The organism is Candidatus Arcticimaribacter forsetii (genome assembly GCF_910589745.1).
GTDB classification, from domain to species: Bacteria; Bacteroidota; Bacteroidia; order Flavobacteriales; family Flavobacteriaceae; genus Arcticimaribacter; species Arcticimaribacter forsetii.
The window spans coordinates 393,607-411,408 of record NZ_OU342399.1 but is presented as its reverse complement, the minus strand read 5'-3'; the positions used below and the strand labels follow the sequence as shown (position 1 = coordinate 411,408).

Sequence of the window (17,802 nt, the reverse complement as noted above, 5' to 3'; positions counted from 1 at the left end):
TCGCTATATTATTTGATAAGGTTTCCTCTTAATTCCATTACATGCTGAGCAATTTGCCAGCGTTCTGTTGCATTTACTTGACCTGCATGAGATCCCATTGCATTTTTACCATACATTAAAACATGATAAATACTTCCTTGGGTAATTTCACGATCAGCATAGCTAGGTACTCCTAAAAATTTTTCACGAGTCATTAAAACTCCCTGACCATCTCCTTTATTTCCATGGCAAATAGCACAGTATATACCATACAATTCTTTTCCAGTTGCTTTGTGTGCAGCTGTGTTTTCAAGAGGAGAAACTAAATTAGCTTTAGCCGCTTCATATCCTTCATTTGTATCTGCAAAATCATAAGGCTGCCATCCTCTTGCAATTGAACCTTCTGCAGGGATTTGAGCTTCAATACCGTTTGCAAAAGCATCTGAATCCGCATATGCTTCATACCCTACTGGTTCGTACATATTAGGGAAGTACTGATAGTTTGGTTTGGTTTTATCTTGACATGAACTTAAACCAAGTAAAAGGACACTACTAAGTGTTATGTAAAGTATCTTTTTCATTATTCTTCGTGGTTTTGAGGGATAGTGATTTCGATTGCACCAGTCTTTTTTAAAAGCGCTGTCAATTCTTTTTCATTTCCGTTAAGTTCAACTTCCATTAGAAACTTATCGTCCGTTGTTAATGGATTAGGATTTTCTGCTTCTTTGAAAGGCCATAATTTACTTCTCATGTAAAAAGTAATTACCATTAAATGGGCTGCAAAGAAAACAGTCATTTCAAAAATTACAGGCACGAATGCTGGAAGGTTAGAAAGGAACGTAAAACTTGGTTTTCCACCAATGTTTTGAGGCCAATCTTCAATCATAATGAAGTTAATCATTGTGATTGCTACACTAAGACCTATACATCCATAGATAAAAGCCATTATTGCAATTCTTGTTCCTTCTAATCCCATTGCCTTGTCTAGCCCGTGAACTGGAAAAGGTGTATAGATTTCTTCGATGTGATGCTTTTCTGCTTTTACTTCTTTAACGGCATTTAATAGCACGTCATCATCGTCGTAAAGCGCGTGTATAACTTGATTACTCATTTCCGTCTCTTAATTTTTTATAATTCTCGCCCGAAGACTTCAAAATTGTTTTTACTTCTGCTTGTGCAATTACTGGGAACGTTCTAGCGTATAATAAAAATAACACAAAGAAGAATCCAATAGTTCCAATGAAGATTCCAATATCTACAAAGGTTGGTGAAAACATCGTCCAAGATGAAGGAAGATAATCACGGTGTAATGAGGTTACAATAATTACAAATCGTTCGAACCACATTCCAATGTTTACTACAATCGAGATAACGAAAGAGAACATGATACTGGTACGTAATTTTTTAAACCACATAAACTGAGGTGAGAATACGTTACAGGTCATCATTGCCCAATAAGCCCACCAGTAAGGACCAGTTGCACGGTTTAAGAAAGCATATTGTTCGTATTCAACTCCTGAATACCAAGCAATAAAAAGCTCCGTAATATATGCGACACCTACAATAGAACCTGTAATCATGATTACAATGTTCATTAGTTCAATGTGCTGAATTGTAATATAATCCTCTAAATGAGAAACTTTACGCATAATTATTAGCAGCGTATTTACCATCGCAAATCCTGAGAATATTGCTCCAGCAACAAAGTAAGGAGGGAAAATAGTTGTATGCCATCCTGGAATAACTGAGGTTGCGAAGTCAAAGGATACAATGGTGTGTACAGAAAGTACAAGTGGTGTAGCTAATCCTGCCAAAACCAAGGAAACTTCTTCAAAACGTTGCCAATCTTTAGCTCTTCCAGACCATCCAAAACTCAATAAAGAATAAATTTTCTTTTGGAAAGGACGAACTGCTCGATCACGAATCATAGCAAAATCAGGAAGTAATCCAGTCCACCAGAATACTAGCGATACAGATAGATAAGTTGAAATTGCAAATACATCCCATAATAATGGTGAGTTAAAGTTTACCCATAGTGATCCAAAAGAGTTCGGAATTGGTAATACCCAATACGCTAACCAAGGTCTTCCCATGTGAATAATTGGAAATAAACCTGCTTGAATAACTGAGAAAATTGTCATTGCTTCCGCAGAACGGTTAATTGCCATTCTCCATTTTTGACGGAACAGTAAAAGTACTGCAGAAATCAAAGTTCCTGCATGTCCAATTCCTACCCACCAAACAAAGTTGGTAATATCCCAAGCCCAACCAACGGTTTTATTCAAACCCCAGGTTCCAATACCGGTTGAGATGGTGTATATCATACATCCTACTCCCCACAAAAAGGCGGAAAGTGCAATACCAAAAACAATCCACCACTGGGTGTTTGCTTTTCCTTCTACTGGAGCAGCAACGTCTATTGTCACATCGTGATAAGACTTGTTTCCAGTTACTAAGGGTTTTCTAATAGGTGCTTCGTAATGCGAGGCCATACGCTATCGATTTATAATTTTTATATTAAGTATTTCTCACTTTCGCTTGGTACATAACGTTAGGCTTTGTGCCAACGCTTTCCAAAAGGTGATACATACGATCATTTTCTTTCAAGTGAGCTATTTCACTTTCTTTATCATTGATGTCTCCAAAGGTCATTGCCCCATTACTACAAGCACTTGAACAAGCTGTTTGGAATTCTCCATCTTTGATTTCACGTCCGTCTAGTTTTGCATCCAAAATGGTCTTTTGTGTTTTTTGAATACACATTGAACATTTTTCCATTACTCCACGAGAACGAACTACAACGTCTGGGTTTAATACCATACGTCCTAAGTCGTTGTTCATATGATAATCGAACTCATCATTTTGGTTGTATAAGAACCAGTTAAAACGACGTACTTTATAAGGACAGTTATTTGCACAATAACGAGTACCTACACAACGGTTGTATGCCATGTGGTTTTGCCCTTGACGTCCGTGTGATGTTGCCGCTACTGGACAAACTGTTTCACATGGTGCATGATTACAGTGCTGGCACATTACCGGTTGGAAGGTTACTTGTGGATTTTCTGATGGGTTTTCCATCTCTCCAAAAGTTGTTAATGAATCTCCAAGACCGTCGATGTTTTCTTTAGTCTGATTGTCTCCTTCAAAGGTAGTTTCAGAAGAGTAATAACGGTCAATACGCAACCAGTGCATATCTCTAGATCTTCTTACTTCTGTTTTTCCTACCACTGGGACATTATTTTCAGAATGACATGCTATAACACAGGCCCCACATCCAGTACAGGCATTTAAATCGATTGAAAGATTAAAATGGTGTCCAATAGAACGGTCAAAATTTTGCCACATATCAACACCTTCGGAAGTAACTTCTTCTTCCATGTGGTTTTTAGAAACCACAGGGATTGCGTTCCAATATGCTTTATCTTTCGTATTGAAAACCTCTAGGGTTGTTTCTTTAATAATATCTCCTCTACCCATTAATGTGTTGTGTAATTGAACACAAGCAAATTCATGGAACCCTTCTGCAAGTGCTATACTTGCGTTTTGAACAGGCTTAAAGTCATTATAAAATTCAAAAGCATTAACTCCAACTTGCATTTCTTCTTGAAGACCTGCTTTTTCACCATATCCAAGTGCAAGACCAATAGATCCTTTTGCTTGACCTGGTTGAATAATTACTGGAACCGTTAATGTTGTTCCTCCTACAGTTACTTTAGCATAACTACCGTTTAATGCGCCATTAGCAACATTTACGTTTTTCAAACCAGCCTCTGCAGCATCTGATGCAGAAACAGTGATGTAGTTGTCCCAAGAAACTCTAGTAATTGGATCAGGGAATTCTTGTAACCAAGGGTTATTTGATTGCTGACCATCACCCATTCCAGTTTTAGTATATAATACTAATTCTAGACCCGAAGATGATGCAGCAGCTAGTGCGTTTGCTTCTGAGGGTAATGCTTTCCCTTGGAAATAATTTGAACTTGTAATCCCTGATTGATAAAATCCATCGTGCAATACTGTATTCCATGAAGATAAACCTTCTAGTGTAGAATTCCAGTTTGATTTTATTGCTTCATAATATGAATTCGTACTTCCAGACCATGCTAAAAGTACATCTTGGAATTGTTTTGTGTCAAATAAAGGACGAATGGTTGGTTGTGCTAATGCAAAACTTCCTGCTTTAAATTCGTAATCTCCCCAAGCCTCTAGATAATGAGGAACAGCAGCAACATATTGAGATGCTAATGCAGTTTCATCTTCTTTTAATGAAAATGCTACAGAAAGATCAAGTTTTTTAACTCCTTCAGCAAATGCTTTTCCATCGGCTAGAGTGAGTGCTGGATTAACTCCAGCTGTAATTAAACCACCTAAGGTTCCGTTTTTAACGGCAGTAATAACAGCTGATACTTCAGCGTCGTTCCCTTGGCGGATTAATCTAGGTGTATCCGCATTCATAACCTCACTTTGAAGGTAATGATTTATTGCTAATACTATTTTTTGTGCTCCTACCTCTTGTATTCCTGAAACTACCACTGCTTTAGATCCAGCAGCTTTTAGTGCTTTTACAGCTTTGTCTAGTTTCGATTTTAATCCTGCTTCTAAAGAACCTGAAATTGTAATTCCTGTAATCGCAGCATAAAGATGAGCTAATATATTTTTTTGTTGAGCAGGTGTAGCCGGGATTCGGAAATCAGCAGATGCACCACTTAGGGACATATTTGCTTCAAACTGGAAATGTTGAGACATTCTACCATTTGTAGGAATTCTATTTTTAGAATAACCACTGTCATATCCTCCACCTTGCCAATCTCCTAAGAAGTCAGCACCAATTGAAACAATTGTATCCGCTTTACTAAAATCGTAATCTGCAAGACCACGTACTCCAAACGAATCTTCAAAAGCATCAAGTGCAGCAGAATCTGATACACTATCATAAGTTACATGTTTAACATTTGGAAAAACCGCTACAAAGTCGGAAACTATTTTTGATGTAGTTGGACTAGCAAAAGTTTGAGTTAGTAAAACGACTTCTTTACCAGTAGCAGCTAGAGCTTTTAACTTTGCTCCCACTTGAAGGTTTAAATCTTCCCAAGTGATGTTAGATCCATTTGCCTTAGGTCCTTGCAAACGTTTCACATCATACAACGATAAAACTGAAGCATGAACTCGAGCATTTGCTCCACCCAATACAGGTGCATCATTATTGTTTTCTACTTTAATTGGACGACCTTCTCTTGTTTTAATTAGGACAGAACCAAAGTCAAAACCATCTGCAATTGCAGTAGCATAATAATTAGCTACTCCAGGACGGATTTGTTCTGGTTGAACTACGTAAGGAACTGATTTAATAACAGGACCTTCACAAGCTGCAAGTGTTGCAGCAGCAGTACTGAATCCAACATACTTCAAGAAATCTCTTCTAGAGGTACTGGTGTCCTCAAGAGTTTCGGAATCTCCTAAAAATTCGTTTACTGGAATATGTTCGGCAAATTCTTTTTGCTCGAGTTGTTCAATTATAGGGTTATCACCCTTTAACTGATCAGCACTTTTCCAATAGGTTTTATTTTCTGCCATAAGACAATCTTAGATTATTCTATTTTTAATAGTGACATTTACCACACTCCAGTCCACCCATTTGGGCAGCTGTAAGTTGTTCAACACCGTATTTTTTTGATAATTGTTCGTGGATCTTAGCATAGTACTCATTGCCTTTAACCTGAACATTTGTTTCTCTGTGACAGTTGATACACCAACCCATTGTTAAAGGAGCGTATTGGTACATAACTTCCATTTCTTCTACAGGCCCGTGGCACTTTTGACAATCAATCTTTCCTACTTGAACGTGTTGTGCGTGATTGAAGTAAGCAAAGTCTGGCAAGTTGTGAATACGTACCCATTTAACTGGTTCGGTTTCTCCTGTATATCGTTGGTTTTCTTCATCCCAACCAACTGCAGCATATAACTTTTTGATTTCTTTTGTGTAGAAATCTTTTGTGTATCCGTTTTCTAAATCTTCTTCTCCGTTATATTCTGCAATGTTTTGGTGACAGTTCATACAAACATTTAGAGAGGGTATTCCAGAGTGTTTAGAAACTCTAGCAGATGAGTGACAATACTTACACTCAATCTCGTTAGCTCCTGCATGAATTTTGTGTGAATAGTGAATTGGCTGAACCGGCATATACCCTTGATCAACTCCAACTTGCATTAAGAACCCATAAGCAAAATAGGCACTTGAAAGCAATAACAGAATCACGGACATAAAGACTAAGAAATGGTTCTTAACAAAAGCATCCCACAGCGGGCGTCTTTCTTCCTTAACTTCTTTTTTCACTAACTCAACACCACTTGCTGTTGCAATTCTTTGAAGTGTTTTGTTTACTAAAACAAGCATCACAACGAGTAATCCAAATACTAGCGCGAGTGCTCCTAAAATTAAATCATTTGAATAACTACTTCCGGCAGACCCTTGACCTGAACCAGCAACTGCTGTTGTAGGAGGTGGAGGCGGTGGAGTGTAATCAGTGTAAGCTAAAATATTATCAATATCTACGTTTGACAGTTGAGGGAAAGCAGTCATTGCAGTTTTGTTGTACTCTTCCCAAATAGCAACTGCCTGGGCATCGCCAGATTTAATCATTGCTGCACTATTTTTGATCCAAGTATACAACCATTCACGGTCATATTTTGAGGATACCCCTTTCAATGCTGGGCCAACAGCTTTTTTGTTTAATTTGTGACAGGCTGCGCAATTTGCGTTAAATAACTTTTTCCCTGCCGCTGGGTCACTCTCTTGGGCAAAAAGTTGAGGTAATGATAGCATTGCAACCACAATTACCGCAAGAAATTTACTCGTTAGGAGAGCGTAAAGGTTTGACTTCCTCATGCTTATATGTAAAATTTTATTTTGATCAACTTTAATCTGTCTTTATACGTCTGCAAAAATAAGACATAGACTCGGTTTGATAAAAGGTTATCTCAGCCACTTCTATAATTTATATTCAATCTAAATAACTTGTTAATTCTGTTTAACTTATTTAAATAAATGTTAGATTTTTATTTCTTTGTAAAATGATATTGAAAAAACAAAACACTTTACTTTTTCTGCTATTAATTTGCGGATCGATTTCACCTATTTTTGGACAAGAAAACAAAGTTCAAATAAATCAAGATCCCAAAATTGAAGAGCTTATAAAAATTAAAAAATCTATTGATTCTGAGCAGTTTAGTGATCAATATTACGCAATACAATTGTACTACGGGAATTATACCGCAGCAATAAAAATTGTTGAGGATTTTAACTTAAATTTTGAAGGTATTGAGACGTCTTTAATATTTGAAACTCCAAATTACAAAGTACGAGTTGGTAGGTTTAAAAACCTAAACAAAGCAAATTTACTCCTAGAAGAGATTAAAAAGACATATCCAGGAGCGTTTTTACTTGAACCTAATAATTTATAGAGTTTTCTTTACTGCTACTTCTTGGAAGAATTCTATAACGTCTTCTATACGAATATCGTTGTAGTTTTTTACTTGAAGACCACAATCATAACCTTTAGCAACTTCCTTAACATCGTCTTTGAAACGCTTAAGAGAGCTTAGAGTTCCTGTATACTGAACAACTCCTTCACGTATTACACGTATGCTTGAATTACGATAAATTTTTCCTGAAGTAACCATACAACCTGCAATGGTTCCTACTTTAGAAATTTTGAATGTTTCTCTAATTTCAGCGTTACCTGTAATTTCTTCTTTCATTTCAGGAGATAGCATTCCTTCCATTGCATCTTTTACATCATTTATTGCGTCATAAATAATAGAATAAGAGCGGATATCTATTTCTTCTTTTTCAGCTAGCATTCGGGCGTTACCCATTGGTCTAACATTAAATCCGATTACAATTGCGTCGGAAGCAGAAGCTAATAATACATCTGATTCGGTAATGGCTCCAACTCCTTTATGGATGATGTTTACTTGAATTTCTTCAGTTGATAATTTCTGAAGAGAATCTGTTAGTGCTTCAACCGAACCGTCAACATCTCCTTTAAGAATCATGTTTAATTCTTTGAAGTCACCTAATGCAATTCTTCTTCCAATCTCGTCTAGGGTAATGTGCCTTTGTGTTCTAACATTTTGCTCACGTAGCAATTGCGTTCTTTTAGCTGCAATTTGTTTTGCTTCACGCTCATCTTCTAAAACATTAAAATTGTCTCCTGCTTGTGGAGCACCATCTAGTCCTAATATTGATACTGGAGTAGAAGGAGGAGCTTTATCGATAGTCTTCCCTCTTTCATCGAACATGGCTCTCACTTTTCCGCTGTGCTTTCCAGCAAGAATATAATCACCTACATTTAATGTACCTGTTTGAACTAAGATTGTAGAAACGTATCCACGTCCTTTATCTAAGAAAGCCTCAACAACAGTACCTTTTGATTTTCTATTTGGATTAGCTTTAAGCTCTAAAAGTTCAGCTTCCAATAATACTTTTTCTAATAATTCTTTAACTCCAGTTCCTTTAAGTGCAGAAATATCTTGTGATTGAATTTTTCCACCCCAATCTTCAACCATCAGATTCATTTGAGCTAATGCTTCTTTAATCTTCTCTGGGTTTGAAGTTTGTTTATCAACTTTATTGATTGCAAATATAATTGGTACACCCGCAGCCTGAGCATGACTTATTGCTTCTTTTGTTTGAGGCATTATATCATCATCCGCTGCAATTACAATAATTGCAATATCAGTAACTTGAGCTCCACGAGCACGCATCGCTGTAAAAGCTTCGTGACCTGGAGTATCTAGGAATGTGATTTTTTGTTTATTCTTAAGAACAACTGAATAAGCTCCAATATGTTGTGTAATTCCACCGGACTCACCCGCAATTACATTCTCATTACGAATGTAATCTAGTAACGAAGTTTTACCATGATCAACGTGACCCATTACCGTTACAATTGGCGCACGAGAAATTAAATCTTCCTCGTTTTCTTCAACCTCATCTGTAAATCCTTCTTCTAAATCACTTTTTACAAAGTCTACTTCGAATCCAAATTCTTCAGCAACAATACTTAGAGTCTCTGCATCAAGTCTTTGGTTCATAGTAACCATGATCCCTAAGGACATACATGCCGAAATAATTTCTGTCCCGCTTACCTCCATTAAGGTGGCAACTTCTCCGACAGTAATAAACTCTGTTACTTTGATTATTTTGCTATCTAGCTCTAGCTGTGCTAATTCTTCTTCTGTTTTTTGACGGTGCTGAACACGCTTGTCTCTTCTGTATTTTGCTCCTTTAGACTTATTAGATTTTCCTTGAAGTTTTTCAAGTGTTTCTCTAATTTGCTTTTGTACTTCTTCTTCAGTAGGTTCTACCTTGGCTACAGGAGCTGGACGGTTTGGACGGTTTCTATTTTGACCCCCTTGACCTCTTCTACTATTAACAGATGCGGTTCCTGGCTTTTTAGCACTTGGAGCTGGATCTTTGCTTATTCTTTTACGTTTTTTCTTTCTTGCATCTTCAACACTTTTTTCTTTTTTGTTGAATGAATCTAGATCAATTACCAGACCTGTCTTTTTGGGTCCAGTTAATTTAGCGTATTTAGTGGTAATTGTAGCGTCAACTTCCTTGTTATCATCACCTTCCGAAACGTTTTCTTTTGCTTTCTCTTCCCCTTTGGGCGCTTCTGTAGGAGCATCAACTTTTGACGTTGACTTAATTTCAGGCTTTGCTTCAGATTCAACTTTTACAGATACTTCTGAAACTTTTTCAACTTCCTTAGCTGGTTTCTTTTCTTCAGCTTTTTGTTTTGCAACCTTAGGCTCTTCTTTGACTTCGTCAATTTTAGCTTTAGGCTCAGGAGCTGTATTTTTTTGTTCAGTAACTTTCGGTTCTACTGGTTTTTTATTTTCTTGAGGCTGTACCTTAGGGGCTCCAACTTTACCAGAAGAAAGATCTATGGTTCCAACTGCTTTAGGTTTATTAATATTAGCAGTTGCTCGAATAACCTGTTGTTTTTCTTGACGTTCTTTTTCACGTTTTTGCTTTTCAAGTTCTAACTCTTCTTGCTTTAAACGTTGTGCTTCTTTCTCTTTACGCTTTTCTTCACTAATTTCATGTGAAGCGTCTTTTTTGGACTTATCCGTTTGAAATTCATCCAACAACACTTTATATACCTCCTGTGATATTTTAGTAGTAGGACGTGCCTCTACTTCGTAACCTTCTTGAACAAGATGTTCAACGGCTCTATCTAAAGATATGTTAAGTTCCCTTAGGACTTTATTTAATCGTATTGTCGGTTGATCAGGCATACTTATTTTTTGTTCAATTCAAAAATATGGAATTTAAGTTCCTAAAACTAATCTTCGAATTCCTCTTTTAATATTTTAAAAACTTCTAATATCGTTTCTTCCTCCAAGTCAGTTCGTTTTGCTAGATCAGAAACCTCTAATTCTAAGATACTTTTTGCTGTATCTAAACCTACTTTCTTGAATTCATCGATTACCCATGATTCTATTTCATCGGTAAATTCTGTTAACTCTACATCTTCTTCAGCTCCTTCGCGATATACGTCTATTTCATATCCGGTTAGTTGACCCGCAAGACGAATGTTATGTCCTCCTTTTCCAATTGCCTTAGACACCTCTTCAGGGTTTAAAAACACTTGTACTCGCTTAGCCTCTTCATTAATTTTTAAGGAATTAACTTTAGCAGGAGAAAGAGATCGTGTGATGAATAATTGAATGTTATTTGTATAGTTAATTACATCAATATTTTCGTTTCCTAATTCACGAACTATTCCATGAATACGAGAACCTTTCATTCCAACACAAGCCCCAACTGGATCAATACGATCATCGTAAGAATCTACAGCAACTTTTGCCTTTTCTCCTGGAATACGAACTGCTTTCTTAATGGTAATTAAACCATCGAAAACTTCTGGTATTTCTTGTTCAAATAATTTTTCTAAAAACTTAGGAGATGTTCTCGATAAAATAATTCTAGGCTTATTTCCTCTCAACTCTACAGATTCGATTATTCCGCGAACGTTATCCCCTTTACGGTAAAAATCAGCTGGAATTTGACGATCTTTTGGTAAAATTAATTCATTGCCATCATCGTCTAAAAGAATTACTTCTCTGCTTCTAATATGATGAACTTCAGCAGTATAAAGATCTCCTTCAAGCTCTTTAAAGTGTTTGAAAATATTATTACTATCGTGTTCGTATATTTTAGCAATTAGGTTCTGGCGTAACGATAAAATTGATCTTCTACCTAAATCTATAAGTTTTACTTCTTCAGAAACATCTTCACCAACTTCAAAATCTGGTTCAATTTTTTGAGCAGCGGTTAATTCTATTTCCTGATTTGGATCTTCTACTTCCCCGTCAGCAACTACTATACGGTTTCTCCAAATTTCTAAATCTCCTTTATCTGGATTAATAATGATGTCGAAATTATCATCCGAACCAAATTTACGTTTAAGAGTATTTCTAAAAACTTCTTCCAAGATAACCATCAGGGTTACTCGATCTATAAGTTTTTCGTCTTTAAACTCAGAAAAGGAATCAATAAGTGCTAAATTTTCCATTTTAGATATTGCTGATTTATTTAATTATCACCTTTGCGTTTTTGATAGACCCAAAAGGCAGTTTTTTTATTTTAGTTACAGTAACTTTTCCTTTGCCAACTGGCTTAGGTTCTCGTGCTTTCCATTCGATAGTAAACTCCTCTTGGTCTGCTTGAGTTAAATTTCCGGTTAAAACCTCATCTTCACTGGTTATAACCTCCAATGATCTTCCTATGTTTTTTATGAACTGTCTTGGCATAGTTAAAGGAGAACCAACACCTACCGAACTTACTTCCAAAGAAAAATCATGTTCCTCTCTGTCGATATTGTGTTCTATCTGCCGGCTAACCGCTATACAGGACTCAAGTGTAACACCATTATCGCCGTCAAGTAAAACACGAATGCTATTATCGGAACCTATTTTTAAATCAATTAAAAATAAGCTGGGATTTTCGTCCAAAGCAATTTGCAATAATTCGGTTACTGTACTTTTAAAATTCATTATAAAAAAAAAGGGGACTTATAGTCTCCTCTAGGTATTTGTTCAGAAATTCATGCAAATATAATTAAATTTTTAAAATAAAATAGTTTTTAACAGCCTGATGTTATTTTAATCTATAATTTTAAACACCTGAAGTCCCTGAAATCGATATTAAAAAATTAAAAAACACCCATCCTTTATTTCTTCTTTTTTAAGCTTTAAAGATTTATAAATTAAAATTTGTACATTTAAATAGGATATTTTTGCTATGAAAAAAATTATTATTGGTCTTGTAAGTGCATTCATTATAGTAATAATCTACAAATCCTTTACTCCAAAATTTCCTGAATATAATCCAGAAAGAAACTATGTAGATTTTGAAGAGCAAATTCTTGAAGCCTTTATCTTAGCTAAAGACAGTGCCACTATTGAGCTCCCAGAAGGTCACTTTTTATTTTCTCAATCGTTAAGTATTGATGGTAAAAAACACATAACTATTAAAGGCAAAGGCAAGGACAAGACCGTGCTTTCCTTTAAAGGTCAAACAAAAGGAGCAGAGGGCATTCTTGTTACAAACTGTGAGTTTTTTACCATTGAGGACTTATCTATTGAAGACGCAGCTGGAGATAATTTAAAAATTAGTGAATCAAAAAACGTAACCATAAGAAACATAAGATCAGCATGGACTGGGAAGGTTTCTAATCAAAACGGTGCCTATGGCATTTATCCAGTGTTAACTGAAAATTTAGTTATTGAAGGATGTGAAGCTATTGGAGCATCGGATGCCGGTATATACGTAGGACAGTCCAAAAACGTAATTATTAAAAATAATAAAGCTTTTTATAACGTTGCGGGAGTTGAAAGTGAAAATAGTACTGCTGTAGAAATTTTCGATAATGAAATCTACGAAAACACAGGGGGTCTTTTGATTTTTAATCTCCCAAAACTAACACGCTATGGGAGTGATGTTACTGCACATAACAATCGTATTTACAATAATAATCTTGAGAATTTTGGAGTTAAAGGATCTATTGTTAGCGGGGTTCCAAAAGGAACCGGTGTTATTATTATGGCTACTCAAGATGTTAACTTCAATAATAATATGGTAAAAGATCATGTTACTTCAAATCTTTCAATCGTAAGCTATTTAGTTTTTGCAGCTTCGGAGGATCCAGAGGGGTCCGTTGATCAATCAATTCAAGATCGAGGAATACGTGCAGTTGAAGCTGACTTTCAATCTGATATAAAATACAATCCATATCCTGGAAATGTTTCTATTAACAATAATATTTTTAAAAATAAATTTAGTTTTCCAACTCTAAGTAATGAATATGGTTGGCTCATGATTTTTAAAAATAAAACTCTGATACCAGATGTTGTATACGATGGCATTTTACCTGATGGAGCAAAAATTCAGGATGAAAATCATAAAATCTGTATCAAAGAAAACGGTGCTATTAATTTTGTTTTTATGGATGCAGCAAATGATTTTCATGACTTCTCTAACAAAATAGACCCCTATAATTGTACTTTGAATTTATAGATATGAGATTCTTAAAGTTCCTTTTTTTTGGCGTAACCTTAGTCCTGTTAACTAGGTGTAATGAACCTATTGACAAAAGAATAGCTCCAAAAGCAAAAAAACTAGAAGGTTACCACCCTTTAATTAAAAAAGAAAGTCTTGAAAAAAATAAATTGTCAGAATACGATTTTTTCAAAACTCCAATGTACGATTTAAATCCAACGGAACAGGTTTATGAATACGATCTAAACACGCCTCTTTTTTCTAATTATGCCTTTAAAAAACGATTTGTTTATATCCCCAAAAACAGTAAAATAGTTTATAAAGATGAAGGTGTTATGGATTTTGAAAACGGTAGTATTTTAATAAAAAATTTTTATTACCCTGAGGATTTTAACAAACCAGAGGAGGATAAAAAAATCATTGAAACACGGCTTTTAATCAAAGAAAACAATCGGTGGAAACCTTTAAACTATGTTTGGAATGAAGAGCAAACCGATGCAACGATCAATTATGTAGGAAAACAAGAACTAGTAAATTGGATCGATCTCGAAGAAAAAAAACAAGAAGTTTCTTACTCAATACCCAACCTCAACCAATGTAAAAATTGCCATGCAAAAGGAAAAGAAATTGTACCAATTGGACCTACTGCAGCTCAATGGAATAAAAAATATGTTTTGCCACATATTAACCAGAATCAATTGGATTTTTTTCATGAAAAAGGATTTTTAAAAAAACTTGTAGAACCAAGCTTAAGACCAAAATTACCCGCATGGGACGATCTGCTTAAACCTCTTGATCAGAGAGCCAAAGCTTACTTAGATTCTAATTGCGCGCATTGTCATAATATTGAAGGAAGTGCTAAAAATTCTGGTTTGTATTTAGGCTATAACCAAACAGATTCTCGTAAGCGTGGAATTTTTAAACCCCCCATTGCAGCAGGTAAAGGTTCTGGAGATTTTGTTTATGATATTGTACCGGGGAGTCCAGAAACCTCAATCCTTATTTATAGAATGAAAAGTAATGACCCTTCTATTCGAATGCCCGAAATAGGGAGGTCAATTGCCCACACTGAAGGCATAGATTTATTAGAACAATATATAGAAGAGCTAGTAGAAAAGAAGTAAAAATATGATCGACTTTGATTAAGAATGTTTTTAATTTTGCTCTATCTTTGGATATAGCTATTAAATATATCTCATGCTTCCTTTAGACTTCAAATCGGGCTTTGTGTTTTCTAAACACATCAAAAAGGTTCAAACACCTTTTGAGCGTTTATTTGAAATATTTAAAGAGCTTATAACTCACACTTCTGGAGATTTTGATGAAGCGATTGATTGGCTTAGAGAACTTGATATTGAGTATAAACTAACCGATGAAGACTACACCATTGATGATTTTATAGAAGACTTACTTAAAAAGTCCTTTGTACAGCCTAAAACTGGAACTGGAGGAAAAGGTGATGGAATGCAACTCACTCCTAAAACTGAAAAGTTACTCAGAGAACACGCACTTAAACAAATCTTTGGAAAATTAAAACGCTCTGGCTCTGGAGATCATAAAACAAAAAAATTAGGACAAGGTGAAGATAGCACAGGAGAACTTAAAGCCTATCAATTCGGAGACGGTTTAGAGAAAATTGATGTTACTGAGAGTATAAAAAATGCTCAAATAAGATCCGTTGGAACAGACTTTACACTTCAACATCAAGATTTAGTTGTACAAGACTCTCTGCACAAAACACAAATGAGTACAGTTTTGATGATTGACATCAGTCATAGTATGATTCTCTATGGAGAAGATCGGATTACACCTGCCAAAAAAGTGGCGATGGCTTTAGCAGAACTAATTACTACGCGGTATCCTAAAGACACCCTAGACATTCTAGTATTCGGAAATGATGCTACTCCAATTGCCTTAAAGGATATTCCTTATTTGGAGGTAGGTCCTTATCACACCAATACGGTTGCAGGTTTAGAGTTAGCAATGGATTTATTAAGAAGGAAGAAAAACACAAATAAGCAGATTTTTATGATCACAGATGGGAAGCCAAGTTGCCTTAAAATGCCCGATGGTACTTATTATAAAAATAGCGCTGGACTGGATGAAATGATTGTCGAGAAGTGTTATAATATGGCACGTCAGGCAAAAAAATTACATATCCCTATTACAACCTTTATGATTGCTCAAGATCACTATCTTAAACATTTCGTGAGAACATTTACAGAAGCGAATCAAGGAAAAGCATTTTTTACTGGACTAAAAGGTTTAGGGGAAATGATATTTGAAGACTACGAAAAAAACAGAAAGAAACGTTTAGGATAATCTATATTTAGAACTATTAATTTACTTATGAAGAGAGAACATGCTACTACCCTTGGAGAACTAAAAAAAACAGACTACACTTCTAGAAGCATTCAAGAAGAATTAGCGCACAACCTTAAAGAATCATTAAAAGCTGGAAAAGAAACTTTTAAAGGTCTTATAGGATATGAAAATACAGTTATTCCGGATGTAGAACGTGCAATACTTTCGGGTCATAATATTAATTTGTTAGGGTTACGTGGGCAAGCTAAAACTCGATTAGCAAGACAAATGACCGAACTTCTAGATGAATGGATTCCTATTGTCAGCGGATCTGAAATAAATGATGACCCTCTAGATCCTATCAGTCATGAAGCAAAAGAACTTATTAATAAACTAGGAGACAAAACGCCTGTAGAATGGCTTCATCGATCGGATCGATTTTTTGAAAAACTAGCAACTCCAGATGTAACTGTTGCAGACCTTATAGGAGATGTAGATCCTATCAAAGCGTCGAATTTAAAACTTTCCTATGCCGATGAACGAGTAATTCATTTTGGAATGATTCCTAGAGCGCATCGATGTATTTTTGTTCTAAATGAATTGCCTGATTTACAAGCTCGAATTCAAGTTGCTCTGTTTTCAATTTTGCAAGAAAAAGAAATACAGATTAGAGGTTTCAAACTTAGATTACCCATTGCTGCGCAATTAATTTTTACAGCAAACCCAGAAGATTATACCAATAGAGGTAGTATCGTAACGCCTCTTAAAGACAGAATTGGGTCTCAAATATTAACCCATTACCCTCACAATAGATCGATTGCAAAAGCAATTACAAAACAAGAAGCCGAACTAACACCAGAGCAAGCTTCACAAATACATATCCCAGAACTTGCTAGAGATATTTTAGAACAAATTGGATTTGAGGCTAGAAAAAGTGAGTATGTTGATTCTAAAAGTGGCGTGAGTGCTCGAATGAGTATTACAGCTTTTGAAAATTTGATTAGCACTGCAGAACGTAGAATTTTAATTTCCGGGGATTCAACTACAAGTATTAGAATGTCAGATTTTATGGGAGTTATTACTGCTATAAATGGTAAAATTGAATTGGTATATGAAGGGGAACAAGAGGGTGCTGAACAGATTTCTTATCACCTAATATCAGAATCCATTAAAACTTTGTTTACTGATTATTTTCCAAAAATTGAAAAACTACAAAAAGAAGATGAGATTGGTCCTTATGATACAATACTAGAATGGTTTTTTAAAGACAACGAACTATTTCTAGAGGATTCACTTGATGATAAATCCTATCAAGATACCTTATCGTTAATACCAGGCATCAATGAAATATTAGATAAGCATCTAAAATCCTGCGATACTCAAGACCGATATTTTATGATGGAATTTTTGCTTTGGGGGTTAGAAGCTAATAAAAAGCTAAATAAGTACAGATCTCTTGAAGGATTTCAATTTAAAGATTCCTTAGGAAGTTACATTAACGGACTGTAAAACTTAGAAGTAATAAACTAATTAACGTGCCATTTTATCAATGGTTGTAGCGTTTAATATTTTAAGAGTTTTATCTCGAACTTCTTCAAAAACAGGTTTTATTTTACAGATTTTTTCATCGCATTCTTCGCAATTCGCATAGTAATTCAAAGATACGCATGGAAGCATAGCTATAGGTCCATCAACAGCCCGCATTAAATCTGCTAAATTAATATCCTTTGGCTCTTTAAGCAGTTTATATCCTCCAGCTTTACCTCGTTTACTTTGTACAAACTGAAAGTTTCTAAGCTCTCTTAAAATAGTCTCTAAAAATTTTTTAGGGATATTTTCTTGTTCTGCAATCTCAGAAGAAAAAATAGAGCGCCCCTCACTCTGATGATCTGCTAGATACAATAATGCTTTTATAGCGTATTTACATTTTTTTGAGATCATAAATA

13 protein-coding genes and 1 pseudogene are annotated in these 17,802 nt (G+C 35.4%); 5 read left to right on the top strand and 9 right to left on the bottom strand.

Features of this window, described 5'->3' with window-relative positions; translation table 11 throughout:
• Positions 1-8: 8 nt before the first annotated feature.
• The 5 genes and pseudogenes from NG655_RS01960 to NG655_RS01940 all read right to left on the bottom strand — a co-directional run bounded on the left by NG655_RS01960 (position 9) and on the right by NG655_RS01940 (position 6,868).
• Positions 9-560, bottom strand: a complete 552-nt coding sequence (locus NG655_RS01960; RefSeq protein ID WP_252157672.1) for a c-type cytochrome — start codon at positions 558-560, stop codon at positions 9-11.
• Positions 560-1,090, bottom strand: a complete 531-nt coding sequence (locus NG655_RS01955) for a DUF3341 domain-containing protein (protein WP_252157671.1) — start codon at positions 1,088-1,090, stop codon at positions 560-562. The genes NG655_RS01960 and NG655_RS01955 overlap by 1 nt, the downstream gene beginning before the upstream one ends.
• A 4-nt stretch (positions 1,091-1,094) precedes the next feature.
• Positions 1,095-2,471, bottom strand: a pseudogene (gene nrfD / locus NG655_RS01950) (NrfD/PsrC family molybdoenzyme membrane anchor subunit); the annotation flags it as partial.
• Between the two features lie 25 nt (positions 2,472-2,496).
• Positions 2,497-5,556 carry a TAT-variant-translocated molybdopterin oxidoreductase gene (locus tag NG655_RS01945; RefSeq protein ID WP_252157669.1) on the bottom strand — a complete coding sequence of 1,020 codons (3,060 nt, stop codon included), beginning with the start codon at positions 5,554-5,556 and terminating at the stop codon, positions 2,497-2,499.
• A 25-nt stretch (positions 5,557-5,581) separates the two neighbouring features.
• Positions 5,582-6,868, bottom strand: coding sequence for a c-type cytochrome (locus NG655_RS01940; RefSeq protein WP_252157668.1), 1,287 nt, complete (start codon positions 6,866-6,868; stop codon positions 5,582-5,584).
• 191 nt (positions 6,869-7,059) lie between these two features.
• Between NG655_RS01940 and NG655_RS01935 the strand changes: the two genes are divergently transcribed.
• Positions 7,060-7,443, top strand: a complete 384-nt coding sequence (locus NG655_RS01935) for an SPOR domain-containing protein (RefSeq protein WP_252157667.1) — start codon at positions 7,060-7,062, stop codon at positions 7,441-7,443.
• Here NG655_RS01935 and infB read toward each other — a convergent pair.
• Genes infB through rimP form a run of 3 tightly spaced genes read right to left on the bottom strand, consistent with a single transcriptional unit; the run spans position 7,438 to position 12,048 of the window.
• Complete coding sequence (infB, locus tag NG655_RS01930) at positions 7,438-10,287, bottom strand: translation initiation factor IF-2 (RefSeq protein ID WP_252157666.1); 2,850 nt, start codon at positions 10,285-10,287, stop codon at positions 7,438-7,440. The two genes, NG655_RS01935 and infB, sit on opposite strands and share 6 nt — an antisense overlap.
• A 47-nt stretch (positions 10,288-10,334) precedes the next feature.
• Positions 10,335-11,567, bottom strand: coding sequence for a transcription termination factor NusA (gene nusA / locus NG655_RS01925; RefSeq protein WP_252157665.1), 1,233 nt, complete (start codon positions 11,565-11,567; stop codon positions 10,335-10,337).
• A gap of 16 nt (positions 11,568-11,583) precedes the next feature.
• The gene (gene rimP / locus NG655_RS01920) at positions 11,584-12,048 is read right to left on the bottom strand and encodes a ribosome assembly cofactor RimP (protein WP_252157664.1); all 465 of its coding nucleotides are present in this window, start codon (positions 12,046-12,048) and stop codon (positions 11,584-11,586) included.
• 247 nt (positions 12,049-12,295) lie between these two features.
• Between rimP and NG655_RS01915 the strand changes: the two genes are divergently transcribed.
• From NG655_RS01915 to NG655_RS01900, 4 genes are all read left to right on the top strand, one after another.
• Entirely contained in the window at positions 12,296-13,570 is a 1,275-nt protein-coding gene (locus NG655_RS01915) for a parallel beta-helix domain-containing protein (RefSeq protein ID WP_252157663.1), read from the top strand.
• A 2-nt stretch (positions 13,571-13,572) separates the two neighbouring features.
• On the top strand, positions 13,573-14,676 hold the full coding sequence (locus NG655_RS01910; protein ID WP_252157662.1) for an SO2930 family diheme c-type cytochrome: 1,104 nt from the start codon (positions 13,573-13,575) through the stop codon (positions 14,674-14,676).
• Positions 14,677-14,749: 73 nt separating this feature from the next.
• The gene (locus NG655_RS01905) at positions 14,750-15,874 is read left to right on the top strand and encodes a vWA domain-containing protein (protein ID WP_252157661.1); all 1,125 of its coding nucleotides are present in this window, start codon (positions 14,750-14,752) and stop codon (positions 15,872-15,874) included.
• 27 nt (positions 15,875-15,901) lie between these two features.
• Positions 15,902-17,365 (top strand): AAA family ATPase, encoded by a 1,464-nt coding sequence (locus tag NG655_RS01900; protein WP_252157660.1) that lies wholly within the window; start codon positions 15,902-15,904, stop codon positions 17,363-17,365.
• A 21-nt stretch (positions 17,366-17,386) separates the two neighbouring features.
• Here NG655_RS01900 and NG655_RS01895 read toward each other — a convergent pair whose 3' ends face one another.
• Positions 17,387-17,797: an RrF2 family transcriptional regulator gene (locus tag NG655_RS01895; protein ID WP_252157659.1), complete on the bottom strand. Its 411-nt coding sequence runs from the start codon at positions 17,795-17,797 to the stop codon at positions 17,387-17,389.
• Between the last annotated feature and the right edge of the window lie 5 nt (positions 17,798-17,802).

Bases quoted from the DNA above. Each gene is read 5' to 3' on its own strand.
- NG655_RS01960 (WP_252157672.1), bottom strand. From the start codon at position 560: ATGAAAAAGATACTTTACATAACACTTAGTAGTGTCCTTTTACTTGGT.
- NG655_RS01940 (WP_252157668.1), bottom strand. From the start codon at position 6,868: ATGAGGAAGTCAAACCTTTACGCTCTCCTAACGAGTAAATTTCTTGCG.
- NG655_RS01895 (WP_252157659.1), bottom strand. From the start codon at position 17,797: ATGATCTCAAAAAAATGTAAATACGCTATAAAAGCATTATTGTATCTA.
- NG655_RS01905 (WP_252157661.1), top strand. From the start codon at position 14,750: ATGCTTCCTTTAGACTTCAAATCGGGCTTTGTGTTTTCTAAACACATC.
- NG655_RS01915 (WP_252157663.1), top strand. From the start codon at position 12,296: ATGAAAAAAATTATTATTGGTCTTGTAAGTGCATTCATTATAGTAATA.
- nusA (WP_252157665.1), bottom strand. From the start codon at position 11,567: ATGGAAAATTTAGCACTTATTGATTCCTTTTCTGAGTTTAAAGACGAA.
- infB (WP_252157666.1), bottom strand. From the start codon at position 10,287: ATGCCTGATCAACCGACAATACGATTAAATAAAGTCCTAAGGGAACTT.
- NG655_RS01955 (WP_252157671.1), bottom strand. From the start codon at position 1,090: ATGAGTAATCAAGTTATACACGCGCTTTACGACGATGATGACGTGCTA.
- NG655_RS01900 (WP_252157660.1), top strand. From the start codon at position 15,902: ATGAAGAGAGAACATGCTACTACCCTTGGAGAACTAAAAAAAACAGAC.
- NG655_RS01910 (WP_252157662.1), top strand. From the start codon at position 13,573: ATGAGATTCTTAAAGTTCCTTTTTTTTGGCGTAACCTTAGTCCTGTTA.
- rimP (WP_252157664.1), bottom strand. From the start codon at position 12,048: ATGAATTTTAAAAGTACAGTAACCGAATTATTGCAAATTGCTTTGGAC.
- NG655_RS01945 (WP_252157669.1), bottom strand. From the start codon at position 5,556: ATGGCAGAAAATAAAACCTATTGGAAAAGTGCTGATCAGTTAAAGGGT.